The organism is Streptomyces sp. SAI-135 (assembly GCF_029893805.1).
In the GTDB taxonomy this organism is placed as follows: Bacteria; Actinomycetota; Actinomycetes; order Streptomycetales; family Streptomycetaceae; genus Streptomyces.
On record NZ_JARXYP010000002.1, the window covers coordinates 8,236,839 to 8,260,616 of the forward strand.

Below are 23,778 nucleotides of genomic sequence, written 5' to 3' on the forward strand. Positions count from 1 at the left end.
CCGCTTGTGCTCGTCCGCTGTGCCTGTGTCACCTGGAACGACGGGAGAGTACCGGGCGGTTCCTGCGCCAGCGTTCCTGCATCCGGGTCAGATGCGGCATCCGCTCGCGCTGCTCGCGGGAGGCCCGGTCCAGCTCCTCCAGCAGACGGCGGGAGCGGTGCTCGGTGTCCAGTTCGTCGAGGATGCGGTTGACCTCGGTCAGGACGGCGCCGTGCAGCTGCCAGTGGCGGGTGTCGCGCTGGATCTCCTCGAGCAGCAGCTGGGCCAGCTTGTCCCGGGTCGCCGAGGCCTGCCGCAGCTCAGCGGTGAGCCGGCCCTCCGCGGACTCGGCGCTCACGCTGACGTGGGTGGTGACCAGCACCGCGAAGCTGACGACCGCGTCGCCGATCTCGGACAGCAACTGCTCCACGGTCCGGCCGGTCTCAGGACTGAACAGTGGCTCGGGAGCCTGATCCTCGTCGATCGGGAACGGATCGTCGGCGAAGGGGTCGCGTTCCTTCGCGAGGTCGGTGAGGGTGCGGGCGAGGACCCGCAGCACGACCGTGCAGATCTCCAGGGTGTCCAGTCCGGTGCGCAGCACCACCCGGTGCAGCAGGCCCTCCTTCACCCTGGGGTTCAGCTTGAGGCTGTCCTCGGCCTGCCGCAGGGCCGCGTCCACCTCGACGATGTCGTGGTCGAGTTCCCGGGCCTCGTACAGGCGGGCCGTCGCCACGTCCACCGGCGTACGGCCGGCGGCCTCCTCGCCCATCCGCAGCATCAGCTTGCGCACCCGGCGGGCCAGCCCCTCGATCGACTCGCCCGCCTCGTCCACCCACACCGGGGGAGCGAGCAGCAGATTGCAGGCCAGGCCGACGACCGCGCCGATCAGTGTCTCGACCACGCGTGCCCAGGCGGTGTCCCCGACCGTCGTCACCCCGAGCACCAGCATCGCGCTGATCGCCACCTCGGGAACGAACTCCTCGACCCGCACCAGCCGTCCGACGACCAGTGACGCCACGATCAGAAGGGCGAGGCTCCACCAGGTCAGCCCCACCAGCAGGCTGAAGGCGATGGCGACGAGGACTCCGGTGACGACCGAGTTCACGCGGCGGACGCCGGTGGTGAGTGTGGAGTAGAGGGTGACCTGGACGACGAGCAGCGCGGTCAGGGGCGCGGTGAGCGGGGCCGCCTCGGGGCTGAGCCGCAGGGCGATGACGTACGCGATCGTCGCCGCGGCCGCCGACCGCAGCGTCTGCACGACCACGGGGTCCCGGCGCCGTTTCACAAACCGCACCGGGGACGCCGTCCACTCACGTACATCTCGCATCCTCAGTGTGTTCCCCTTCCACAAAAGCGACGGGTGCACTCCTGGCGGAATGTGAAGATCCGCCCGCGTGCCCCATTGTGGGGCGGGCCCGCGCCACGGCAAGGACCCGGGGCAGTGACGGCGGACACCCCGCGCCACCTCGCACGATTCCTGGGGAGCACCCCCACCGCCAACGGTGGCCCGCCGGATGGGCCGCGGCCGGTCCGGGGCGACAGCGGGGAGCGACGAACCGACTCCTTCGCCCTGGAGGCCCCCTGGAGCACCGGATCGTGCTCGCCGTTGGGCAGGACATCGTCAAATGAGGTGCGGGCTGCCTCCTCGGCGGGTGATCATCCGGTGAGTCGTGGACGAGTCCTGAGCGAGGTGACACCGGTGGGTCCAGGCACGTCGGCACGAGCGCGGGCGGCGCTGGAGCATGTGTCGGCCGCGTCCGAGGGGCCGGCCGTCGACCCGGACCTGCGCATCACGCTGAACTTCCACCCGGACCGCCTCGCACGCGGTCTGCCCCTCCTGGAGGCGCTGGCCCAGGACGGCGTCTACCACTCGCAGTTCGTCACCGGCACGAGCAACGGAGGACTGACTGCCCGCCCCGGCGGCGACCGGTGGCGCTGGGAGAGCCGTATCTTCGGCGGCGCGTACGACGACGCGGACGCGCACGAGCGGCCCGTGTACGGCGCACTGAACTTCCGCCGTCAGATGGTCGGAGCCGCCCCGCGCTTCGGCTCCTCGCACTTCCGGCTGGCCCCCGAGACCCTGGCGCGTGCCACCTTCTGCTACCCCGACAGCGCCGCCGAGCCGGTCCACTTCGGCGTCGCCGCCGGCATGTCCCTGATCGCCCTCGCGGAGGCGGACGAGCGGGACGCACTCGACGACTACATCGAGGCCCAGGTGCACGGCGGCGTCGACCTGGGCCGCGACGTGGAGGCCCTGGTCCTGGACGCGAGCTACCGCGGGACCCCCGTCGAGGCGGCGGCCCGCCTGCTGCCCGTCCCCGTCGAGTGGCACCCGGGCCACCGGATCACCGTCGCCGGCCTGTACCGCCACGCCCACTACCGCGGGCGGGAGTACGCCGACCTGGGCGCGAGCATCGCCGAGGACGGGCTGGTCGACCCGCGCGTCATCGGCGACGCCGCCCGGACGGGCCGCCATGAGCTCCAGCACCTGAAGATGGTCTGGCACACCCTGGCCCGGTTCGGGGCACCGGACGGCACCGCCTGCCCGGGTGCGGCGGCGGGAGGCCGGACGCCGGTGGTCAGCACCCCGAACGCGTAGACCCGCCCGCGCCGTTCCGTACGGGGGTCCGCGCCCCGCCGACAGCCGCCGCAGGTGGTGGCTGGCTCAAGGTCCGGGAACTTCTCGGGGCCGGTGGCCGTGTGTACGTCTGCGGGGGCGGATCACGAATGGCGCCCGGTGCGCGGGACGCGTTCCGTACCCTGTTGCAGAACACACGCCCGACGCCGACGGGGCGGCCGCCGAGCGGTGGCTCGACCGGCCGATGCGGGACGGGCGCCGCATCGAGGACGTGTGCGCCACGGGGTGAGAGAAGGGGCGGGACGCAGGTGGACTCCTGGGAGTGGGCTCGGCAGGTGCTGGAGGGCGCGGGCCTCGACCCCGGCCGGCTCGCCCGCGTCCGGCCGCTGAGCGGCGGCACCTACAACACCGTCGAGGAACTCCTCCTCACGGACGGCACCCGGTATGTCGTCAAGGTCCCGCCCGCGGCCACCGTCCCCGGCCTGCGGTACGAGCGCGGACTGCTCGTCGCCGAGGCGGAGTTCTACCGCAGGGCCGCAGAGGCCGAGGTCGCGGCGCCGCACGTGGTGGCCTTCGGTGCCGGCGTCGTCGTACCGCATCTGCTGATGACCGCCTGCCCCGGAGATCCGTGGGACGGGTCGGTCACCGACGCCGAACGCCCGCCGCTGCGCAGGGAGCTGGGCCGTCAGGTGGCCCGGCTGCACTCGGTGACCGGACCGGGCTTCGGCTATCCCTCGCGGGCCCTCGGCCCGCTCGCCCCCGACTGGCGGACCGCGTTCACCACCATGGCCGACGCGATCCTGGACGACGCCCGGGACTACGGGGCGCGGCTGCCCCGCTCCGTCGAACAGGTGGCGGACACGCTCAGGTCCGGTTACCCCGCCCTCGACGACGTGTCCGTCCCCGCGCTGGTCCACTTCGACCTGTGGGACGGGAACATCCTGGTCGACCGCCCGGCCGACGGACCGCCGCGCATCGGCGGGCTCATCGACGGGGAGCGGATGCTCTGGGGCGACCCCCTCGCCGACTTCGTGTCCCTGGCACTGCTCGGGGACATCAAGAAGGACGAGGCGTTCCTCGCCGGCTACCGGGCGGCGGGCGGCCGGGCCGAGTTCGACGTCCCGGCCCGGGTGCGCCTGGCCCTGTACCGTGCCTACCTCTACCTGATCATGCTCACGGAGACCGTCCCCCGGGCGGTCGACGACGAGAAGGAACGCTGGGTCCAGTCGGCGGTGGCCCCGGAGCTCGTCGCCGCACTGGACGAGATCGAGGCCCTCGCCAGGGTCACGGGAGCCTGAACCCCCTTGAACAAACGCACCGTACGCGACCTCAGACGCGCCAACCGCACGGCCGTACTGCAGCGCCTCTACTTCGACGGGCCCCTCAGCCGCTTCGAGCTCGGCCCCGTCACCGGGCTGAGCTCCGGCTCGGTCAGCAACGTCGTCGCCGACCTGGTGGCCGACGGACTGGTGGAGGAGGCGGGCAGTGTCGAATCCGACGGCGGACGCCCCCGCACCCTGCTGCGGGTGGCGCCCGGCAGCGGCCACATGATCGGCGTCGACGTCGGCGAGACCCGGGTGCGCATCGAGCTGTTCGACCTCACCCTCACCGAACTCGCCCGCGCCGAAAGGCCGTTGACCCAGCGGAGCTACGACGTCGATGCCATCGTCGGGCACATCCGCGACGGCATCACCGAAGTGCTCACCGCTGCCGCGATCGAGCCCGAGGCACTGCTCGGCGTCGGCATCGGAGTGCCCGGCATCGTGGCGCACACCCCCGGAAGCGGCGCCGTCGTGCACGGACAGACCATCGGCTGGGACGCCGTCCCGCTGGAGGCGCTGCTGCGCACCGGCTCCCCGCTGCCCTCCGGCGTCCGCTACTTCATCGACAACGGCGCCAAGACCCTCGGCCAGGCCGAGATGTGGTTCGGGGGCGGCCGCGGTGCCCACAGCGCCGTCGTCGTCCTGTTCGGCTCCGGCGTCGGCGCCTGCCTCGTGACGCCCGAGGTGGAACACGGCCGGGCGGTCGAATGGGGGCATCTGACCGTACGGGTCAGGGGGCGCCGCTGCCGCTGCGGTGCCCTCGGCTGCCTGGAGGCCTACGCGGGCGCCGAGTCACTCCTCGAGCGCTGGCGGGAGGAGGGCGGACGGCCGCCCGAGGGCGTCGACGAGGAGAGCGCGCTGGCCGCGATGCTCGCCGCGGCGCATCCCGCCGACGGCACCCCGGGCGATCCGGTCGCGGTCGCCGTCCTGGAGGAGACCGCCGAGTACCTCGGCGCCGGCCTGTCCGACCTGATCAATCTCTTCCAGCCCGAGCGGATCATCGTCGGCGGCTGGGCCGGCCTCCAGCTCGGCGCCCGGTTCCTGCCCGCCGTACGCCGTCACGCCACGGCGTACGCGCTGCGGTACCCGGCCGAGAAGGTCACCGTCGACCTCGGCCGTCTGGGGCCCGACGCGGTGACCGTCGGTGCGGCCATCCTCCCGCTCGCCGACTTCTTCGCCCGCGGCGGCCGGCGCCCCGAACCCGCGCCCGAGGGTCCGGCACCGGCCTGGCGCACGGCTCTGGAGGAGCGCTCACCGCACTGACGTTTCGCCGACCTGCGCGGAGGTACTCGCGCTCCCGCCGTCGACACGTGAGGAGGACGTCGTGGACCACCGCAACGAAGGACCGGGCGAGAACGCAGACCCCGTCCCGAGGGATCTGCCGGACCAGCAGGCGGGCGAGGGCGAGGACCCCTGGGAGGTCGCGAGCGTCCCGGACGGGGAGCCCGGCGCCGACGAGTCGGAGGACGTGCCCGACACCGACGAGGCGGGGACCGGACGGCAGGGGGCGCCGCGGTCGGACACCGTGCACCCCGAGCACCCGGGCGCCGAGGAGTCCTCGGGCTGACCCAGGGCCTGCCCGGGCTGATCTCCGGGACTGCCGGGTCAGCCGACCTTGCGGCCCTGCATCGGCTCCGTCCGCGCCCCCGCGCCCTGCTGCATTCCCCGCAGGAACTCCTCCAGGACCTCGGTCGCCGTGTGTTCCGGGTGCCAGCCGAGTTCGGTCCGCGCGCGCGTGCAGTCCATCAGGGGCAGCCGCAGCACCGCGTCGAACAGATGCGGGGAAGCGGGCAGCAGATGCAGGCCCCACGCCGCGGCGATCGCCGAACGGGCCGCGGTCCGCGGCAGCCGTACGGGACGCGCGCCGAGCAGCTCGCCCAGCAGCTCGGCGTCGACCGGCGGCTCGCCGGCCAGGTTGAAGGCGCCCCGCACGTCCGAGCGCACCGCCAGCGCGTAGGCCCTGGCGGCGTCGTCGGTGTGCAGTGCCTGGACGCGCAGACCGGGGATGTCGGGCAGGAAGGGCAGCAGGTCGGGCCGGGCGAGCTGACCCGGCAGGAACCGGCCGCCGAAGATGCGGCGCTGCTCGCTCGCCGACTCCCGCTTGAAGAGGAACGCCGGGCGCATCCGTACGACCCGGACGGCGGGGTGGTCGCGCTCGAAGGTGTCCAGGGTGCGCTCCAGATACGCCTTCTCCCGGCAGTACGCGGCGTCCGGCCAGCCGTGGGTCGGCCACGACTCGTCGACCGCGTGCTCCTTGGGGCCCGGGGAGTAGGCGCCCACCGACGAGGCGTGGACCAGTGTCGGCACCTTGGCCGCCGCCACCGCCTCGAACACCCGGATCGAGCCGAGGACGTTGGTGCGCCAGGTCACCGCCGGGTCGTGCGTCGGCTGGAACGCCCACGCGAGATGGACCACCGCGTCGGCACCCGCGAACTCCTCGGCCAGGTCGGTCCGTTCCGAGGAGAGGTCGACCGCGGACCACTGAGTCTTCGCGGGCGACCAGTCCGGGATCCGCCGGGCCAGGCCCCGTACGGAGCCGACCTCCGGATCCTCCGAGAGAAGGCGCACCACGCTGGTTCCCACGTTGCCGGTGGCGCCCGTGACGACGATCCTGCTGCCGGTTGAAGTGCTCACCTTCAGGCTCCTTCGGGCCGCTGGGGCGGGGAGCCACCCGAGTACCCGGCACAGCGGGATGCACGCGGTGCACGGGCCGGTGCGCGGCCGCGCGATGATCACCTCATGAGCGAGATCATCCTGATGTCCGACGCCCGTGTCGCCGCCGTCCCCGTCCGGGAGAACGGCGAACAACTCGTGGACGTCCGCGGCCACCTCCTCGTCGACGACCGCAAGCACGAGGACTCCCTGGGCGCCGAGGTCCATCTGCGCCGGGGTGTCCTGGACCGGCTGCTGCGGGCGCAGGCCCTGCTGCCCGACGGCCTGCGGCTGCTGTTCGTGGAGGGATACCGGCCGCCGGCGCTCCAGCGGCAGTACTTCGAGCAGTACGCCGGCGAACTGGGCGCCACCCACCCCGACTGGTCCGCGGACCGCGTCCACACCGCGGCCAGCCGCTATGTCTCCCCGCCCGGAATAGCCCCGCACAGCGCCGGCGCGGCCGTCGACCTGACCCTCGCCGACGCCGACGGCCGCGAACTCGATCTGGGCACCGCGATGAACGCCAACCCGGAGGAGAGCGACGGCGCCTGCTACACGGGCGCGGGCAACATCACGGAGGAGGCGAGGGCCAACCGCGCCCTGCTGGGTACGGCCCTGACCGCGGCGGGCCTGGTCAACTACCCGACCGAGTGGTGGCACTGGTCCTACGGCGACCGCTACTGGGCGCTTCAGACAGGCGCACCCGCCGCGCTGTACGGCGCTACGGAACTCACGACGCCGTAGCGCGCCCCCGCGACGCCGCGGGACCGGCCGGAGGACAGGCGCCGGTAAGGCCCCGCCCTGGAAGAGGCCCGTCCTCCCCCCGGGGACGGATGGGGCCGAGCTCAGGCCCACCGAGCGCAGGGGCGCTTCCCGATGCCCGGGGGCTGGGCGTCGGCCTTCCCGAGTGGTGCCCCCGGCGGTCTGGCGGCAGCGCGGCCCGACGACACCTGTGGTGCCCTGCGTCATCCCTGTGGATCGGTGTTCCGGCGGTTCGGACGGCGGCGCGGTCCCACGGCACCTGGGGTGCCGGGCGTCAGCCCTGTGGAGTGGAGTCCCGGCGGTCTGGGCGGCGGCGCGGCCCGACGACACCTGTGGTGCCCTGCGTCATCCCTGTGGACCGGTGTTCCGACGGTTCGGGCGGCGGCGCGGTCCCACGGCACCTGGGGTGCCGGGCGTCAGCCCTGTGGAGTGGCGTCCCGGCGGTCTGGCGGCGGCGCGGCCCCACGACACCGGCGACAGCCACGCAGGGCGGTGCCCCAGATCTGGGTGGCAAGCCGTGCCGAGCCGCATCTGATCCCCTGGCGCCCACCTGCCCGAGGACCCGGCGTCAGCCGCCGACCTTAGCTGTCCCGGAGTGGGCTACCCACCACTTCAACCGCCCTGGGCAGCCGCCACCGCGTCGGTCGTGCGGCTCAGGCGAACGCGTTCACGCCTGTCAGCTCTGCCGACAGGGTCCACAGGCGTTCCGCCTGGTCCGGGTCGATGGCCCAGTCCTTGACCCCGCTGGTCGCGTCGCCCTCGACGGCGGGCTCGGCGATGTCGCAGTCCTCCAGGTAGACGCCGCCCATGCCGGCCAGCTGGGGCGAGGTCGCCGCCCACACCTGGGTGGCCGCACCCTGCTCGGGGCTCTTGAAGCCCGAGGGGTTGAGCGCGTTGCCCTGTTCGTCGATCCAGCCGCGCTCCACCATCTCCGCCTTGGGAAGGTGGCGCTGCAACGGGGTGAGGATGCCGCCCGGGTGGAGCGAGAAGGCCCGTACCCCGCGCTCGGCGCCGAGCCTGTCGAGGTGGACGGCGAACAGGACGTTCGCCGTCTTGGCCTGGCCGTACGCCTGCCACTTGTCGTAGCCCGTCCGCCAGTGGACGTCGTCCCAGCGCATGCCGGAGAAGTGGTGGGCGCGCGAGGACACCGAGACCACGCGGGCACCACCGGGCTCGACGGCCGGCCACAGCCGGTTGACCAGCGCGAAGTGGCCGAGGTGATTGGTGGCGAACTGCGCCTCCCAGCCCGGCCCGACCCGGGTCTCCGGGCAGGCCATGATCCCGGCGCTGTCGATGAGGAAGTCGACGGTGCGGCCCGAGTCGAGGAAGCGCTCGGCGAAGTCGCGCACGCTGCCCAGGTCACCGAGGTCGAGCTCGTCCAGCTCCACGCCCGCCAGGCCCGCCAGGGCCTTCCAGGCGGTGTCGGGGCGCCGGGCCGGGACCACGACCCGGGCGCCCGCCTTCGAGAGCGCACGGGTGGTCTCCAGACCGAGCCCCGAGTAGCCCCCGGTGACGATCGCGAGCTTGCCGGACAGGTCGACGCCCGCGAGGACGTCGTCGGCCGTGCTGTGGGCGCCGAACCCCGAACCGATCTTGTGCTGTGCAGTGCTCATGACGGGAACGCTACGAATTGGAGTGCTCTCGAAGTCAAGCGCACCCCACCGGCGCCGTTTCCGGACAAGAGGAAGCCCCGACCGGACGGGGGAATCACGGTCGGGGCGGTCTGGTGGTGGGCGCGGATGGCGGTCGCCTCTCGGCGAAAGGCTCCACAGGGCTTCAGCCGAACGATCGTCCCTGTGGGCAAAAGGTGAGGCCCGGGGACACTGTCCCATCCGCACCCACGCACTGTTCAACGGGCAACGACCCTCCGGTGTTCCGCCGATCGGGACGTCATGGCGTGAGCTGTGTCACCCGTGCCGACCGGTCGGAACGGTCTCGCTCCACAGGTTCTCGGCCTGCAACAGCAACGTCCCCAGCACCGTCGTGCCGTCGGCCCCCCGCCCCGCGTGCTCCCGCAGTCCCTCCTGGAGCTGACCGCGCAGTTCCCGCATCGCCGCCTCCGCGTGATCGTCCGGCCGTGGCTCGTCGCCGGCCGCGAGCAGGCGGTCGCCCTCCGCGCGGCAGGCGTCGCCGATCAGCTGCAGGAGGTCGGCGTAGGAGTCCAGTACCGGCCCGGCGGGCGGTGCCGAGGAGCGGTCGTCGTCGGCGGCCACGGCCAGGGTCCGGGTGAGCGCGCGGATGTGCCCGGTGACCCGGCTCCAGCGCTCGTCCTCCTGTTCCGACGGCAGCGACGCGGGCGGCCGCCGTACGGCGCGCAGCGGGGTGGCGGTCAGCCGCAGGCTCTCCCGGCTCCAGCCGCGGGCGGACCGCAGCGCCTCCAGCCGGCGCTCCAGCCGGGCCGAGGCATGCGACCAGCCCTGGCTGTCCCACTCACCGTCCCGCAGGTCACCGGCCACGGTGTGCAGGGTGTCGCCCGCCTCCCGGGCCAGCGCCGCGAGGTTCTCCCGGACGTCCCGCAGATGGATCGGCGGCAGCACGAACGCGTTGACGGCGAGACCGATGACCGCGCCGAGTGCCGCCTGGCCCACCCGGTGGCCCACGGCGGACGCCCCGGCGGCGCCGGTGGAGAGGGTGAACAGCGCGGTGGTGGCGCCGTAGATCCCCTGGTCGCCGAAGCGCGGCCAGTTCGCGAGGAGCACCAGCAGCGGTACGGACAGGGCCACGGCGCCCAGCGTGCTCCCGGTGACGGCCAGTGCCACCGACGCCAGCACGGTCCCGCAGCAGATCGCCGCCAGCTGCCGTACGGCCTGCATCAGCGAGCTGTACACGGTGGCCTGCATCAGCACCACCGCCACCCAGGGCGCCATCAGGGCCATCGGGTCCCCCATCCACACGCCCGCCACGAGCCAGGCGAGGATCGCGGCGGCGGAGGCCTTGAGCGACTGCACGAGCAGATCGCGTTCCCGCCCCGGCCCCCGGCAGGCGGCGCGGGCGGCCCTGCCGACGGCACCGGCCTCCTGCCGCAGGGCGTGCGTCGGACGGGGCTGTCGGCGAGAGGCTGTGGTCACACCAGTCATGCGCTGTGGGTTCCGTGCCTGCGGGCACGTCATGCCAGGGGACTGTCCGCAAGGGATGCCAGCAGGTGGGCCGGATCGTCGTAGATCGCCCGGGCGCCCGCCTCCTCGAGGTCGGCGCGCGGGATGCCGCCGCACAGGACGCCGACGCAGCGCACTCCCGCCCGGGTGCCGGCCTGCATGTCCCAGACGGTGTCGCCGACGAAGACCGCGCGCTCGGCGGGCACCCCGGCCAGCTCCAGCGCGTGCTCGACGGGCTCGGGGGCGGGCTTGCCCTCCTCGACGTCGTCGGCGCTGGCGGTGGCCATGATGGCGTCGTCGGCGGAGATCGCCCGGCGCAGCGCGGACAGCTCGGCCCCGCCCGCGGAGGTGGCGAGGACCACCCGCCAGCCCTCGTGGTCCAGCCGCCGCAGCAACCGGCCCGCGTCCTGGAGGGCGGGCAGCCGGTCGAAGTACTGCCCGTACAGGGCCTTGTGGGCGGCGCTGAGCTCGTCGTCCCGGTCCTTGTCGCGGTCCTCGCCGAGGAGGTGCGCGACCAGATCGTCGGAGCCGAGCCCGATGGCCCGGTGGACGGCGTGCATCGGCACCCGGTGCCCCGCCTGCCGCAGCGCCTCCCACCACGTCGTCACATGCAGGTGGTTGGTGTCGACCAGGGTGCCGTCGACGTCGAACACTGCCGCCCGTTCCATGTACCGCTCCTTTGCTGTCGGGTCGCTCGGGTACCACCTCAGGCGTTCGCCACTCGGGCCGGCACCCGGCCGTCCCGGGACCAGGCCAGCAGTTCGTCCAGGTCCCAGGTGGTGACGACCCGCTCGGGCGGCACCACGCACTCCTCCGCCCGCGCGCACCCGAGGATCTGCCAGTCGAGCTGTCCGGGGGCGTGCGCGTCGGTGTCGACGGAGAACAGCACGCCCGCGTCGACCGCCTTGCGCAGCAGTCGGCGCGGCGGGTCGAGGCGCTCCGGGCGGCTGTTGATCTCCACGGCCGTGCCCGATTCGGCGCACGCGGCGAACACCTCGTCCGCGTCGAACTCCGACTCGGGCCGCCCGCGCCCGGTCACCAGCCGTCCGGTGCAGTGCCCGAGGACGTTCGCGTGCGGATCGCGTACGGCGGCCACCATCCGCCGGGTCATCGAGCGGGCGTCCATGCGCAGCTTGGAGTGCACGGACACGACGACCACGTCCAGGCGGTCCAGGAGTCCGGGTTCCTGGTCCAGGGAGCCGTCGTCGAGGATGTCGCACTCGATGCCGGTGAGCAGCCGGAAGGGCGCCCAGGTCTCGTTCAGGGCCGCCACCACGTCGAGTTGTTCCCGCAGCCGCTCCGGGGACAGTCCCCGGGCCACGGTCAGCCGCGGCGAGTGGTCGGTCAGCACCGCCCACTCGTGGCCCAGCTCCGCCGCGGTGCGGCCCATCTCCTCGATCGGGCTGCCGCCGTCGGACCAGTCGGAGTGCAGATGGCAGTCGCCGCGCAGCAGTGCCCGCAGTTTCTCGCCGCCGCCGGTCCGGGGCGCGGTGGACTCGGCCTCCAGCTTCTCCAGGTAGGCGGGCGTGCCTCCGCCCAGCGCCTCGCGCACCACCTGGGCGGTCTTCGGGCCGATGCCCTTGAGCGACTCGAGCGACCCGGCCTCCGCGCGTTCGCGCACCTCGTCCGCGGTCAGGCCGGTCAGCACCCGGGCCGCCGTACGGAAGGCACGGACGCGGTACGTCGGTGCCAGGGACCGCTCCAGCAGGAAGGCGATCCGTTCCAGCGCCTCGACGGGATCCATGGCCACCTCCACCTCCAGAGTTCCCCAGGGGCCCGGGAGCCGCACGACGGGCGGGCGGTTTGTGCGGTACGGCGCCGGGTACTGCGATGCCTCACCGGATCACCTCCGGGTGTCCGGCAGCTGCCTCGTCGTCCCCGACGACGTCCCCGCCCCACGAGGAGGCCGACATGTCCGCCCCCACCGCACCCCGCAGCAAGGTGGCCGTGATCACCGGAGCAGACTCCGGCATAGGCCGGGCCACCGCCGTCCGCCTGGCCCGGGCCGGGATGGACGTCGGCATCACCTGGCACAGCGACCTCAAGGGCGCGGAGGAGACAGCCGAGGAGGTACGCGCCCTCGGACGGCGCGCGGCCGTGGCGCAGATGGACCTGACCCGGCTGCCGGTCGCGGCCGGCACCGTCGACGAGCTGTGCGACCGGCTCGGGCGCCTCGACGTGCTGGTCAACAACGCGGGCACCGGCACCATGACGCCCTTCCTGGACCTGGAGCTCGACACGTTCCGCGAGGTCCTCGACGTCGACCTCGTCGGCCCGTTCCTGTGCGGGCAGCGGGCCGCCCGGCACATGATCCGGCAGGGCGACGGCGGCCGGATCGTCAACGTGACCTCCGTCCACGAGCATCAGCCCCGGGTCGGCGCGGCCCCGTACTGCGCGGCCAAGGGCGGCCTCGGACTGCTCACCCAGGTCATGGCCCTGGAGCTCGCCGAGCACGGCATCACCGTCAACGCGGTCGCGCCCGGTGAGATCGCCACCCCGATGACGGGCCAGGAGGACACCGACGTGCACACCGAGGAGCGCCCCGGCGTCCCGCTCGGCCGCCCGGGTGACGCCCGCGAGGTCGCCGCCGTGATCGCCTTCCTGGCGGGGCCCGAGGCCAGCTACGTCACCGGCGCGTCCTGGAGCGTCGACGGCGGGATGCTGAGGATGGGGCCGCAGGCCGGCTCGCACCTGGAGGACGACGAGTGGAGGCGCCCTTGAGACTGCGGACCAGTTCCTGCGACCGCCCCGGCTTCACCCGCGTCCGCTGTGGCCGGGGCTTCCGCTACCGGGACGCCGAGGGCCGGCCGGTCACCGACCCGGACGCGCTCGCCCGTATCCGTGCCCTGACCATCCCGCCGGCCTGGCGCGAGGTGTGGATCTGCCCCTGGCCCAACGGCCACCTCCAGGCCGTGGGCACCGACGATGCGGGACGCCGCCAGTACCTGTACCACGAGCGGTTCCGCGAGCAGCAGGACCAGGCCAAGCACGAGCACGTGCGGGAGGTGGCCCGGGCACTGCCCGCGCTGCGCGAGCGGGTCGCCGAGGACCTCGCGGGCCGGGGCCTGAGCCGTACCCGGGTCACGGCCTGCGCGGTGCGCCTGCTCGACCTCGGCTTCTTCCGGATCGGCAGCGACCGGCACACCGCCCGCATGGAGACCTACGGCCTGACGACCATGCTCCGCGAGCACGTCACCTGCGGTCGCGAGGAGCTCACCTTCGCCTATCCGGCCAAGGGCGGCATCGATCTGGTCCGGGCCCTCGTGGACGAGGACGCCCTGGCCGTCGTACGCGCGCTCAAGCGCCGCAGGCGGGGCGGGGACCGGCTGCTGGCGTTCTGGGAGCGGGGTGCCTGGCACGACCTGCACGGCGCCGACCTGAACGAGGCGCTGCGGAGGCTGTCCGGGACCGACGTCACCGCCAAGGACTTCCGCACCTGGCACGCCACGGTCCTTGCCGCCGTCGCCCTCGCCGTCACCGCCGAGGACGCCCGGGCCACCGAGACGGCCCGGCGCCGGCAGATGGCCCGGACCGTACGCGAGGTGAGCCACTACCTGGGCAACACGCCCGCGGTGTGCCGGGCCTCGTACATCGACCCGCGGGTCTTCGAGCTGTTCGAGCAGGGGAGGACCGTCGCCCCCGCGCTCACCCGACTGGGCGAGCACGGGGACTTCGGACGACCGGCCACCCAGGGGGCGGTGGAGGCGGCGGTCCTCGACCTGCTGGGCGGGTGACGCCCGCCTCTCCCTCCCGTGTGATGCGTTCTACGCTCGTTCCATGACCGAAATCGCGAGCCCGCACATCGGCAAGCCGCGGATCATCGTGCTCGGGGTGCAGCCGACCACGCCGCCGTTCCGCATCGTGGAGATCGACGGGGAGGTGGTCGGCGAGGCGAGGGCCGTCACCGACGTACTGGAGGCGGCCGCCGCCTTCGGCATCACCGTCCACGACCTGGACGATCCGGACGTGGTGCGCTGGGTGGGCGGCGACAAGTTCACCTGGACCCGGCACTGACCGACCGGCTCAGCCGACCGTCCACTTCTGGTTGGCGGCGCCCGTGCAGGTCCACAGCTGGAGCCGGGTGCCGTTGGCCGAGTTGTTGCCGGTCACGTCGAGGCACTTGTTCGCCTGCTGGTTGACGATGTCGCGTGCGCCCGTGACGGTCCACCGCTGCGCCCCGGTGCCGTTGCAGTCGTAGAGCTGTGCCGGCGTCCCGTCCGCGGTGCCGCCGCCCGTCGCGTCCAGGCACTTGCCGAGCGCGCGGATCGTGCCGTCGGAGCCGACGGTCCACTGCTGGGCGGCGGTGCCGTTGCAGTCGTAGAGCTGGACCGCGGTCCCGTTCGCGGGGTTCGCCCCGGCCACGTCCACGCACTTGCCGGCCAGTCCCCGGATCGCCGTCCCGGTGGCCGTGTCGCCGGTGGTGACCGAGACGTGGTCCACCACGAGCTGCTGCGGGAAGGCCGTGGAGCCGTCCGGGTCGCCGGGCCAGTAGCCGCCGACGGCGAGGTTCAGGATCAGGAAGAACGGCTTGTTGAACACCCAGGTGCGGCCGCCCAGGTCGGCGGGGGTGCGCCGCTGGTAGACGGTGCCGTCCACGGACCAGGTGATGGAGTCGGGTGCCCAGTCGACGGCGAAGGTGTGGAAGGCGTCCGCGAAGGCCTGCCCGTTCGGCAGGGTGTAGCCGGCGCCTATGCCGCCCGAGCCGGAGTAGCCGGGGCCGTGGATGGTGCCGTGCACGGTCGAGGGCTCGAAGCCGACGTTCTCCATGATGTCGATCTCGCCCGAGTCGGGCCAGTTGACCGGGGTGCCGAGCATCCAGAACGCGGGCCACATGCCCTGTCCGCGCGGGATCTTCATCCGTGCCTCGACGTGTCCGTACTGCGCGGTGAACTTCCCGGAGGTGTTGAGCCGGGCCGAGGTGTACTGGCAGGTGCCGTACCAGCACTGGTAGTTCGCCGGGTTCTCCTTCCGCGCGGTGATCACCAGGTGGCCCTGGCCGTCGAGGGCGGCGTTCTTGTTGCCCGACGTGTAGTACTGGCGCTCGTGGTTGTTGACGTTGTCGCCGGTCTCGATCTGCCACTTCGAGGAGTCGACCGCGGCCCCGGCGGGCCCGTCGAAGGTGTCGGAGAATGTCACCGCCGCCGCCGCGGCGGAGACGGCGGGCGGGTCCGCCTGGGCGGCGGTACCCGACGCGATCAGTACGGCGGACAGGGCGGCGAGGAGACATCCGCGCAACAGGCGTGAGGCGGCCACGGCTCTTCCTTCGAGGTGGGGGGTGAAGATGTCGCCTCTTGATTTAAGGAGTGAGTTAAGGGGCCGTCAATACTTTGGTACGGACCAGAAGTCGAGGGGAGCGGGACCGCCTACGCCTTCTTCGCGGGCTTGTGCACCGCCCGGCTCAGCCGCCGCCCCAGCAGCAGGTAGCCGATCAGGGCGCCCGAGGTGTTGAGGATGACGTCGTCGATGTCGAAGGCCCGGCCCTCCACCAGCGCACCCTGCGCGAACTCCACCAGCAGCATCACGACGGCCGTCAGCAGCACGATCCGCAGCATTCCGCGGGTCTTCGGGGCGATGATCGGGACCAGGATGCCGAACGGCACGCCCAGCAGGACGTTCCCGCCGATCTGCTTGACCGCGTCCCGCATCTCGGGCTGGTCCAGATAGGCCTTCAGGGAAGCGCCCGGATGCAGGTTGGTGTGGGTCAGATCGACCGAGGCGGGCGAGGGTTCGAGCGTCAGCCGGGCCAGCACGACGGCGAACGCCACCATGAACGCGAAGGCGAACACCATTGCCACGAAACGGACGACGAGGGAGAGCGGATCCCGCCGGGGACGGGCGGGTTTCGCCGCGCGCTCGGTCTTGGGGGTGCCGGTGTCCGACCCCGCTCGCGCACGTGAGGGCGCCCAGGCCATTGCATTCCTCCGCTCTTCAACTTCCCTGTGTCGTAAGGCGATTACCCCCGAACGGTCCGAGGATGCCGCCGCACACCGACGGCCTCCGGTATCCCTTCGTCCGGCCGGGGCACTGGGGGTCAGCACCGCGCGCGTCGCCACAGCGCGCGCCCGGGGCGACAGGCGTACGACACTCCTCGCCACGGCCGAACTCGCCGGCCGGTGTGCCGCGCCCGCCGTGCTCCGGCTCGTGCTCGTCAGCACCGTGGACCCTGGAACTCGCCGCTGGCGCGGGCGCCGCAGGCCTCGGTCCCCGGCCCGAGGACGGTTCCGGGTACGAGACGACCGGGCCGGCGAGCGGCCCGAGACCCGGCACCTGCTCAGGCATGCGGGTGGCTGATCAGGTGCCGTAGGTGACCTCCACCTTCTTGAAGCCGAGCGACCCCAGCAGACCCTTCAGCATGTGGGTGGTGTTGGTCTCGGCCCGCTTGGTCAGCTCGCTCTCCTTCGCCGCCTCGGTGATGTGCCTGACCGCGAGCTTCTGCACCGCCTGCTCGCTGTTGGGGTTGTCGGAGAAGAAGTCGCCGAGCCGGTCGAGCAGACCGCGCTGCTTGGAGACCGCGTAGGAGCGGTCGGCGTCCAGCGTGGCCTTGCCGAGCTGGGCGTGCGGGAGGTGCAGGGTGGCGGCCGTGCGGTCCTCGTTGACCGTCACGTCGCTCTTGGCGACCTTGCCGAGGTCGACATAGGCATCCACCGCGCCCGCCCCGACGTACAGGGTGCGCGAGCCGCGGATCGCGTCGGGCAGGAACTTCGTGTCCTTCTCCAGGTCCACGACGACCTGGAAGTTGCCGGAGGCGGCGTCGTAACGGCTGATGTCCTGGATGGACTCCAGAAGTGCGGGACCCGAACGGTCGTGGGTCTCGGTGCCGAACAGGTCCTTGAGGCCAGGGAGCACACTGAACCGGATCCCGGCGAAGAACACCACGAGCACCACCACGACGGCGGTCAGTACCTTCGCCCAGCCGGGCATGCGCCTGGACACGCGCCTGATGGGAGTCGTCATGCGACGGCCCTCCTTCCTACTGCACGGATGCCCACGGATGACACCCAAAAGCCGGGCCGGGCCGTCTTGTTGGCCAATTGCGACACAGACGGGGGCATGAGCGGCGCACTAGCGTGGAGACCTCTGCCCGCCGGTGTGTCTGGAGACCCGGATGAGCACGGACAGCACGTCCCGGACCCTTCTTCCCATGCACCGCATCCCCCTGCCGGAGAACGGCCCGCCCCGGCTCACCACCCTGGCCACCGGCACTCCCGTCTGGCTCGTGACCCGCTACACCGACGTGCGCCGGGTGCTCATGGACCCGCGCTTCAACCGGAAGTCGCTGCACGAGGAGGGCGCACCGCCGCTGCTCGTCGTACCGAACCTGCTGGACTCCCCGGACGGGCTCCTCAACCAGGACGGCCCGCCCCACCAGCTGCTGCGGAGCACGGTCCAGCGGGCCTTCACCCCGCGCGCGATCGCCCGCTGGCGGCCCTGGACCGCCTCCGTCGTGGAGTCCCTCCTCGACGACCTGGCACGGCGGCCACAGCCCGCCGACATCGTCGAGGGGTTCACCCGCCGGCTGCCGGTGTCGGTGATCTCCCGGCTGATGGGGCTGGAACACGCCGACTGGGAGCGCATCCGCCACTGGGCGGACCACGCCCTGTCCGGCGGCGCGCACACCGCCGAGGAGGTCGGGGCGGCCATGCGGGAGTTCGGCCTCTTCTGCGCGGAACTGGTCGCCGAGCGGCGGGGACAACCGGGCGACGACCTGGTGAGCGCCCTGGTCGTCGCCGGTGACGGTCTCGGGATCGAGGAGCAGCGCCTGGTCGTCCTGGTCCTCGGCCTGGTGGTCGCGGGACACGAGACCACGATGACGGCGCTCGGGAACATCGTCGTGCACCTCCTCACCGACGGGCGGCAGGCCTGGCCGGGCCTCGCCGAGAGCCAGGAGGCCGCCGGGACCGCCGTCGAACAGCTGCTGCGCACGATCCCGCTGAGCGAGGGCAGGGTGCTGCCCGGGCTGATCCGCAGGGCCGTCGAGGACGTCGAGGTCGGCGGGGTGACCATCCCGGCCGGGGCCGTGGTCGCCGTGCAGACCAACGCGGCGAACAGGGACCCGGACGTCTTCCCGCCGCCCGGGGAGACCGATCTGTTCGCCCCGCCGGCGACACCGAGCGTGGTGTTCGGCGCCGGTCCCCACCACTGCCTGGGCGCGTGGCTGGCCCGCCTGGAGCTGGGCCTGGCCCTGCACCGGCTGGCGGTCCGCTTCCCGGGACTGCGGGCCGAGTTCACCCCGGAGACCATCGAGTGGCGGGAGGGACAGATGACACGGGGGCCGCGGCACCTGGCGGTGTCCTGGTGAGCGCTCCCGGTGAGGCCTGAGCTCACGCTCGCCCGAGGCTCGGGACCACCGCACGCCCTCGCCGTGCGTGAGCCCGGGCAGCCGCAGTTCGATCTCCCGCACCCGGCGGAACGGGAGACCGCCGGAGATCATCCAGCTCGTGGTCCCGCCCGTCGTGCCGGTGAACTCGGCCCCCGCGGCGGCGAGTTGTCGACGTGGGCCGGAATGCCGATGTTCAGGGTGCGCATACGAAGGTCGAGTCCTCGAGAACCGTGGGCCGAAGGAGGCGCTGGGTCCATTCGAGGAGCCGGCGCATGCGGGGGATCCTGACGCGAGGGGACCCGGCCGGGGCCATGATGGCGTCCGCGCACCGGGGCACCGCGAGCGCATCACGGCGGCAAGTAGCATGAGCCCGGCCATCCCAGATGATCATCCGAGGAGCAGGTCCGTGCGAGACATCGCCGTGTTCAGCGGTAGCGCCCACCCCGAGCTGGCGGCGGAGGTCTGCGCTCATCTGGGGGTGCCGCTCAGCCCCACCCGGGTCAGCCGGTTCGCCAACGACTGCCTGGAGGTGCAGCTCCAGGCCAACTGCCGCGAGCGGGACGTCTTCCTCGTCCAGCCGCTGGTCAGGCCGGTCCAGGAGCACCTGGTGGAGCTGCTGCTGATGTGCGACGCGGCCCGCGGTGCCTCCGCGCGCCGGATCACCGTCGTCATGCCGCACTACTCCTACGCCCGCTCCGACAAGAAGGACGCGCCCCGCATCTCCCTCGGCGGACGTCTCGTCGCCGACCTGATGGTGTCGGCCGGAGCGAGCCGCGTCCTCGCCATGACCCTGCACTCCCCGCAGGTGCACGGCTTCTTCTCGGTACCCGTCGACCATCTGCACGCGCTGCGCGAGCTGGCCGCGCACTTCCGGCAGTACGACCTCACCCGCACCACCGTGGTCTCCCCGGACCTCGGCAACGCCAAGGAGGCGGCCGCCTTCGCCCGGCTGATCGGCGCCCAGGTGGCCGCGGGCGCCAAGCAGCGGTTCGCCGACGACCGGGTCAGCATCAGCGACGTCATCGGCGAGGTCGCGGGGCGGGACGTCATCGTGCTGGACGACGAGATCGCCAAGGGCAGCACGGTCCTCGAACTGCTGGACAGACTGCGGGAGTTGGGGCCGCGTTCCATCCGGGTCGCGTGCACGCACGGCCTGTTCGCCGACGGCGCCCTCAAGCGGATCGGCGAGCAGCCCGACGTCCTGGAGATCGTGTGCACCAACACCGTGCCGGTCCCCGACGAGGAGCGCACCGACAAGCTGCGGATCCTGTCCATCGCCCCCGCGCTCGCCGAGGCGGTCCGGCGCATCCACAACGGCGAGTCCGTCAGCGCTCTGTTCGACGCGCCCCGCGGCGACGCGTCATAACATCCGGGACGTCATGACGTCCCAGACGTCATAACGTCCCGGACGTGGTCTCCGGCTGGCCCAGGGCCGCGTCCAGAGACGGCAGCGGGGGCAGCAGCCGGGCCAGGCCGGTCGCCCTGATGATCCGCAGGGTGAGCGGGTGCGTGCAGACCAGGAGCAGCCTGCCGTCGTGGTCGAGTACGCGCGAGCGGGCCCGGTACAGCAGCCGCAGCCCGGAGCAGTCGAAGAACTCCACCGAGCTGAGGTCGATCACCAGCCGCACGCCGGACTGCCCGGTGACCTGGTCCAGGTAGGGGAGCAGCTCGACGGCCGCGGCGATGTCGATCTCCCCGCGGAACTCCAGCACGGTGTGGCCGCGGTCCTGGTGGACGCGCAGATGCCGGGGCGGCGGCGCAGGTTCCTGCTGCACGACGGCATCGCCTCCAACCAGCTGCTCGGGGAGCTCGGGGTGCGTGCTCACCTTTTCCCCCGCCCTGAAGTTACCCTCGATGGAGTGCATTTGAGCATGTTCGATTGACATATGTCTTGGAATTGCGACCGCCGGTTGGCGCCGGGTTCACGCGGGGCTCGCGCCCGGCTCACGACAGGGCGTGCCAGGCCCTGGTCAGCGCCTGCCGGAACTGTTCGGTCTGGTGTGCGGTGAGATCGCGCACCATCCGCTCCTCCAGCTCCCGCACGGGGCCCGCGTGCTGAGCGAGCAGTGCGCGCCCTTCCTCGGTCAGCAGGATCAGCAGTTCACGGCGGTTCTTCGGATTGCGCTCCCGGCGCACCAGTCCGCGGGTCTCCAGGGAGCGCACGAGATCGGCGATCGACTGGGCGGTGACGAAGGAGTCCCGGGCCAGTTGCGCCGCGGACAGTCCGTCGTGCCGCTCCAGGACCGTCAGGGCCGTGTACTGCAACGCGGTGATCCCGGACGGCCTGACCAGCTCGTCCAGGTGGGAACGGACGACGAGCTCCACCTGTTTCACCATGTAGAGGAGTGACGGGGGCGCCTTGGTCACCTGTGTGTCGAGCATGGGTTCAGGCTAGACCATTGACAGGAAACCTGGCTGTAAAGAGACTGCGAACCAACAGGAATCCTGTTTGTTGAAATCTTGGCGACGAAGCTGAGGAGCGGCGATGTCCTCCATCGAGATCGAACCCGGACGGCTGTGGGTGGGCGGCCGGTGGCGCGAGGCCGCCGACGGCGCGCGCACCGAGGTGGTCGACCCGTCCCGGGGCACGGTCCTCACCACCGTCGCGGAGGCGGGCGCCGAGGACGTGGACGCGGCCGTCCGCGCCGCCCGGGAGGCCTTCGACGGCGGCGCCTGGTCCGGCCTCAGCGGCCGCGAGCGTGGCCGGATCCTGCACCGGGTCGCCGAGCTGATCCGCGAGAACGCCGACGACCTGGCCCAGCTGGAGAGCCTGGACGTCGGCAAGCCGATCTCGCTGTGCCACGCCGTGGACGTGACCAACGCGGCCAACGACTACGAGCACTTCGCGGCCCTCGCCCACTCCCTGGACGGCGCCGTCCGCGACACGCCCATGAACGCCCTGGCCTACACCAGGCGCGAACCGCTCGGCGTGGTCGCCGCGATCACCCCCTTCAACTTCCCGCTGATCCTCGCCGGTTCGAAGATCGGTCCCGCTCTCGCCGCGGGCAACACGGTCGTGCACAAGCCGGCCGACGAGACCCCGCTCAGCGCCCTGTACATGGCCGGACTGCTGCAGAAGGCGGGCGTGCCCGACGGCGTCGTCAACGTCGTCACCGGCGCCGGGCCGGTGGCCGGCGAGGCCCTGCTGCGCCACCGCGGGATCGACAAGGTCGCCTTCACGGGCTCCACCGCGATCGGCCGGCACGTGGCCGCCACCGCCGGTGCGGCCCTCAAGCCCGTCACCATGGAGCTCGGCGGCAACGCGGCCAACATCGTCTTCGAGGACGCCGACCTGGAGAAGGCGGTCGGCGCGATCATCAAGGCGTTCGTCTTCAACACCGGCCAGTTCTGCATGGGCGGCCCGCGCCTGCTCGTGGCGCGCTCGGTCCACAGCACCCTGCTCGGCATCCTCGCCGACGCGGTGCCCGGCGTGCCGGTGGGCGACCCGCGCGACCCGGAGACCGTCGTCGGCCCGATGGCGGGGGAGAAGCACCTGAAGAAGGTCGAGGAGTACGTCGACCTCGCCCGCAAGGAGGGCGGCCGGATCGTCTGCGGCGGCGAACGCCTCGACCTCGACGGGGGCTTCTACTACAAGCCCACCGTGATCGCCGACCTCTCCGACGACTCCCGGGTCGTGCAGGAGGAGATCTTCGGCCCGGTCCTGACCGTGCAGCCCTTCGACACCGAGGACGAGGCCGTCGCACTCGCCAACTCCACGCCGTACGGCCTGGCTTCGGGCGTCCAGACGACCAACCTCGCCCGCGCGCACCGGGTCGCCGACCGGCTCCAGGCAGGCATCGTCTGGGTCAACGACTGGGCGATGCTCGACCCCGCGGTGCCCTTCGGCGGGGTCAAGGACTCCGGCTACGGCCGCGAGTACGGCCCCGAGGCGCTCGACGCCTACACCAAGGTCAAGTCCGTCGTCGTCTCGCTCGACTGAGCGCCCGCAGAGGAGTTCGTACGATGCCCATCACCACCCGTGCCGCAGTGGTCGAGTCCGGCGGCGCGCCCTTCACCCTCTCCGACGTCGTCCTCGACGAGCCGGGACCCCGTGAGGCGCTCGTCCGCATGGTCGCGACCGGCCTGTGCCACACCGACCTCGGCGTGGCGAGCGGCGGACTGCCCTTCCCGCTGCCCGGAGTCCTCGGGCACGAGGGCGCGGGAGTCGTCGAGGCCGTGGGTGCAGCCGTCACCGGTGTCGCTCCCGGCGACCATGTCGTGCTGTCGTTCACCTCATGCGGCGACTGCCGAAACTGCGCCGGCGGACACCCCGCCTACTGCGCGACCTGGCTGCCGCTGAACCTCCTCGGCGGCCGCCGGGCCGACGGCACCAGCACCCTCAGCCGCGACGGCGAACCGCTCGGCGGACACTTCTTCGGCCAGTCCTCCTTCGCCGAGCGCGCCCTGGTCGACGAGCGCAGCCTCGTCAAGGTCGACCCGGACGTGCCCCTGGAGTCCGTCGCCCCGCTCGGCTGCGGAGTGCAGACCGGCGTGGGCGCCGTGTGGAACGTCCTCAAGCCGGTCACCGGCTCCACGGTCGTCGTCCTCGGCGCCGGAGCCGTCGGCCTGTCCGCGGTCATGGCCGCCGCCCTCACCCCCGCCACGACGATCGTCGCCGTCGATCGGGTCGCCGAACGCCTCACCCTGGCCCGGGAGCTGGGCGCCACCCACACCGTCGACGCGGCCGAGGAGAACCTCGGCGAGGCCCTGGACGCGATCACCGGCGGACAGGGCGCGGACGGCATCGTGGAGACCACGGGCAACGTGAACGTCCTGCGCCAGGGCGTCGACGCGCTCGGCGCCCGCGGCACGCTGGTCGTCGTCGGCGCCCCGCCCTTCGGCACCGAGGTCTCCCTCGACGTCAACGGACTGCTCGGCGGCAAGCGGGTCGTCGGACTCACCCTGGGCGACGCCGAGACGCAGAGCTTCGTCCCCGCCCTTGTCCGCCTCGTGAAGGAAGGACGGCTCCCGCTGCACCGCCTGATCAGCACCTATCCGTTCGCGGACATCGACCAGGCGGTGCGGGACATGGGCGCGGGCAAGGCGATCAAGCCCGTGCTGACCTTCTGA

The 23,778-nt window shown here is 72.5% G+C and carries 23 protein-coding genes; 12 read left to right on the top strand and 11 right to left on the bottom strand.

Features of this window, described 5'->3' with window-relative positions:
* Positions 1 to 28 precede the first annotated feature (28 nt).
* The gene (locus M2163_RS41695; RefSeq protein WP_280847660.1) at positions 29 to 1,306 is read right to left on the bottom strand and encodes an aromatic acid exporter family protein; all 1,278 of its coding nucleotides are present in this window, start codon (positions 1,304 to 1,306) and stop codon (positions 29 to 31) included.
* 372 nt (positions 1,307 to 1,678) lie between these two features.
* Between M2163_RS41695 and M2163_RS41700 the strand changes: the two genes are divergently transcribed.
* The 4 genes from M2163_RS41700 (at position 1,679) to M2163_RS41720 (ending at position 5,446) form a co-directional block, all read left to right on the top strand.
* Positions 1,679 to 2,578 carry a DUF3626 domain-containing protein gene (locus M2163_RS41700; RefSeq protein WP_280896633.1) on the top strand — a complete coding sequence of 300 codons (900 nt, stop codon included), beginning with the start codon at positions 1,679 to 1,681 and terminating at the stop codon, positions 2,576 to 2,578.
* A gap of 287 nt (positions 2,579 to 2,865) precedes the next feature.
* Entirely contained in the window at positions 2,866 to 3,855 is a 990-nt protein-coding gene (locus M2163_RS41710) for an aminoglycoside phosphotransferase family protein (RefSeq protein ID WP_280896634.1), read from the top strand.
* Between the two features lie 6 nt (positions 3,856 to 3,861).
* Positions 3,862 to 5,142, top strand: a complete 1,281-nt coding sequence (locus tag M2163_RS41715; protein ID WP_280847657.1) for an ROK family transcriptional regulator — start codon at positions 3,862 to 3,864, stop codon at positions 5,140 to 5,142.
* Positions 5,143 to 5,203: 61 nt separating this feature from the next.
* Positions 5,204 to 5,446: a hypothetical protein gene (locus M2163_RS41720; protein WP_280847656.1), complete on the top strand. Its 243-nt coding sequence runs from the start codon at positions 5,204 to 5,206 to the stop codon at positions 5,444 to 5,446.
* Positions 5,447 to 5,484: 38 nt separating this feature from the next.
* Here M2163_RS41720 and M2163_RS41725 read toward each other — a convergent pair whose 3' ends face one another.
* Positions 5,485 to 6,513, bottom strand: coding sequence for an SDR family oxidoreductase (locus M2163_RS41725; protein WP_280847655.1), 1,029 nt, complete (start codon positions 6,511 to 6,513; stop codon positions 5,485 to 5,487).
* Between the two features lie 105 nt (positions 6,514 to 6,618).
* Here M2163_RS41725 and M2163_RS41730 point away from each other — a divergent pair, with 105 nt between their 5' ends.
* Positions 6,619 to 7,275 carry a M15 family metallopeptidase gene (locus M2163_RS41730; RefSeq protein ID WP_280896635.1) on the top strand — a complete coding sequence of 219 codons (657 nt, stop codon included), beginning with the start codon at positions 6,619 to 6,621 and terminating at the stop codon, positions 7,273 to 7,275.
* Between the two features lie 671 nt (positions 7,276 to 7,946).
* Here M2163_RS41730 and M2163_RS41735 read toward each other — a convergent pair.
* The 4 genes from M2163_RS41735 to M2163_RS41750 all read right to left on the bottom strand — a co-directional run bounded on the left by M2163_RS41735 (position 7,947) and on the right by M2163_RS41750 (position 12,132).
* On the bottom strand, positions 7,947 to 8,906 hold the full coding sequence (locus M2163_RS41735; protein ID WP_280896636.1) for an SDR family NAD(P)-dependent oxidoreductase: 960 nt from the start codon (positions 8,904 to 8,906) through the stop codon (positions 7,947 to 7,949).
* 294 nt (positions 8,907 to 9,200) lie between these two features.
* Positions 9,201 to 10,370 (bottom strand): aromatic acid exporter family protein, encoded by a 1,170-nt coding sequence (locus M2163_RS41740; RefSeq protein ID WP_280847652.1) that lies wholly within the window; start codon positions 10,368 to 10,370, stop codon positions 9,201 to 9,203.
* Positions 10,371 to 10,399: 29 nt separating this feature from the next.
* Positions 10,400 to 11,056 carry an HAD family hydrolase gene (locus M2163_RS41745; protein ID WP_280896637.1) on the bottom strand — a complete coding sequence of 219 codons (657 nt, stop codon included), beginning with the start codon at positions 11,054 to 11,056 and terminating at the stop codon, positions 10,400 to 10,402.
* A 38-nt stretch (positions 11,057 to 11,094) separates the two neighbouring features.
* Positions 11,095 to 12,132, bottom strand: coding sequence for a PHP domain-containing protein (locus tag M2163_RS41750; RefSeq protein ID WP_280896638.1), 1,038 nt, complete (start codon positions 12,130 to 12,132; stop codon positions 11,095 to 11,097).
* Positions 12,133 to 12,299: 167 nt separating this feature from the next.
* On the opposite strand from M2163_RS41750, the gene M2163_RS41755 reads away from it, so the two are divergent.
* Genes M2163_RS41755 through M2163_RS41765 form a run of 3 tightly spaced genes read left to right on the top strand, consistent with a single transcriptional unit; the run spans position 12,300 to position 14,402 of the window.
* The gene (locus M2163_RS41755) at positions 12,300 to 13,109 is read left to right on the top strand and encodes an SDR family oxidoreductase (RefSeq protein ID WP_280847649.1); all 810 of its coding nucleotides are present in this window, start codon (positions 12,300 to 12,302) and stop codon (positions 13,107 to 13,109) included.
* Complete coding sequence (locus tag M2163_RS41760; RefSeq protein ID WP_280847648.1) at positions 13,106 to 14,122, top strand: DNA topoisomerase IB; 1,017 nt, start codon at positions 13,106 to 13,108, stop codon at positions 14,120 to 14,122. The genes M2163_RS41755 and M2163_RS41760 overlap by 4 nt, the downstream gene beginning before the upstream one ends.
* 43 nt (positions 14,123 to 14,165) lie before the next feature.
* Entirely contained in the window at positions 14,166 to 14,402 is a 237-nt protein-coding gene (locus M2163_RS41765; RefSeq protein ID WP_280847647.1) for a hypothetical protein, read from the top strand.
* Between the two features lie 9 nt (positions 14,403 to 14,411).
* On the opposite strand, the gene M2163_RS41770 is transcribed toward M2163_RS41765, so the two are convergent.
* From M2163_RS41770 to M2163_RS41780, 3 genes are all read right to left on the bottom strand, one after another.
* Complete coding sequence (locus M2163_RS41770) at positions 14,412 to 15,641, bottom strand: family 16 glycosylhydrolase (RefSeq protein WP_280847646.1); 1,230 nt, start codon at positions 15,639 to 15,641, stop codon at positions 14,412 to 14,414.
* Positions 15,642 to 15,751: 110 nt separating this feature from the next.
* Positions 15,752 to 16,300, bottom strand: coding sequence for a VanZ family protein (locus M2163_RS41775; protein ID WP_280847645.1), 549 nt, complete (start codon positions 16,298 to 16,300; stop codon positions 15,752 to 15,754).
* Between the two features lie 379 nt (positions 16,301 to 16,679).
* A complete protein-coding gene (locus tag M2163_RS41780) occupies positions 16,680 to 17,342 on the bottom strand; it encodes a DUF4230 domain-containing protein (RefSeq protein ID WP_280847644.1) in 663 nt (220 codons plus the stop codon).
* Between the two features lie 151 nt (positions 17,343 to 17,493).
* Between M2163_RS41780 and M2163_RS41785 the strand changes: the two genes are divergently transcribed.
* Together M2163_RS41785 and M2163_RS41790 are read left to right on the top strand one after the other, a co-directional pair.
* The gene (locus M2163_RS41785; protein WP_280896639.1) at positions 17,494 to 18,687 is read left to right on the top strand and encodes a cytochrome P450; all 1,194 of its coding nucleotides are present in this window, start codon (positions 17,494 to 17,496) and stop codon (positions 18,685 to 18,687) included.
* Between the two features lie 427 nt (positions 18,688 to 19,114).
* Positions 19,115 to 20,074, top strand: a complete 960-nt coding sequence (locus M2163_RS41790) for a ribose-phosphate pyrophosphokinase (protein ID WP_280847642.1) — start codon at positions 19,115 to 19,117, stop codon at positions 20,072 to 20,074.
* Between the two features lie 28 nt (positions 20,075 to 20,102).
* Here the strand turns inward: M2163_RS41790 and M2163_RS41795 are convergent, their stop codons facing one another.
* Positions 20,103 to 20,483, bottom strand: a complete 381-nt coding sequence (locus M2163_RS41795) for an anti-sigma factor antagonist (RefSeq protein WP_280897398.1) — start codon at positions 20,481 to 20,483, stop codon at positions 20,103 to 20,105.
* 169 nt (positions 20,484 to 20,652) lie between these two features.
* Positions 20,653 to 21,090, bottom strand: coding sequence for a MarR family transcriptional regulator (locus M2163_RS41800; protein WP_280847641.1), 438 nt, complete (start codon positions 21,088 to 21,090; stop codon positions 20,653 to 20,655).
* A 103-nt stretch (positions 21,091 to 21,193) separates the two neighbouring features.
* Between M2163_RS41800 and M2163_RS41805 the strand changes: the two genes are divergently transcribed.
* Together M2163_RS41805 and M2163_RS41810 are read left to right on the top strand one after the other, a co-directional pair.
* Positions 21,194 to 22,648, top strand: a complete 1,455-nt coding sequence (locus M2163_RS41805) for an aldehyde dehydrogenase family protein (RefSeq protein ID WP_280847640.1) — start codon at positions 21,194 to 21,196, stop codon at positions 22,646 to 22,648.
* 23 nt (positions 22,649 to 22,671) lie between these two features.
* A complete protein-coding gene (locus M2163_RS41810) occupies positions 22,672 to 23,778 on the top strand; it encodes an NAD(P)-dependent alcohol dehydrogenase (protein WP_280896640.1) in 1,107 nt (368 codons plus the stop codon).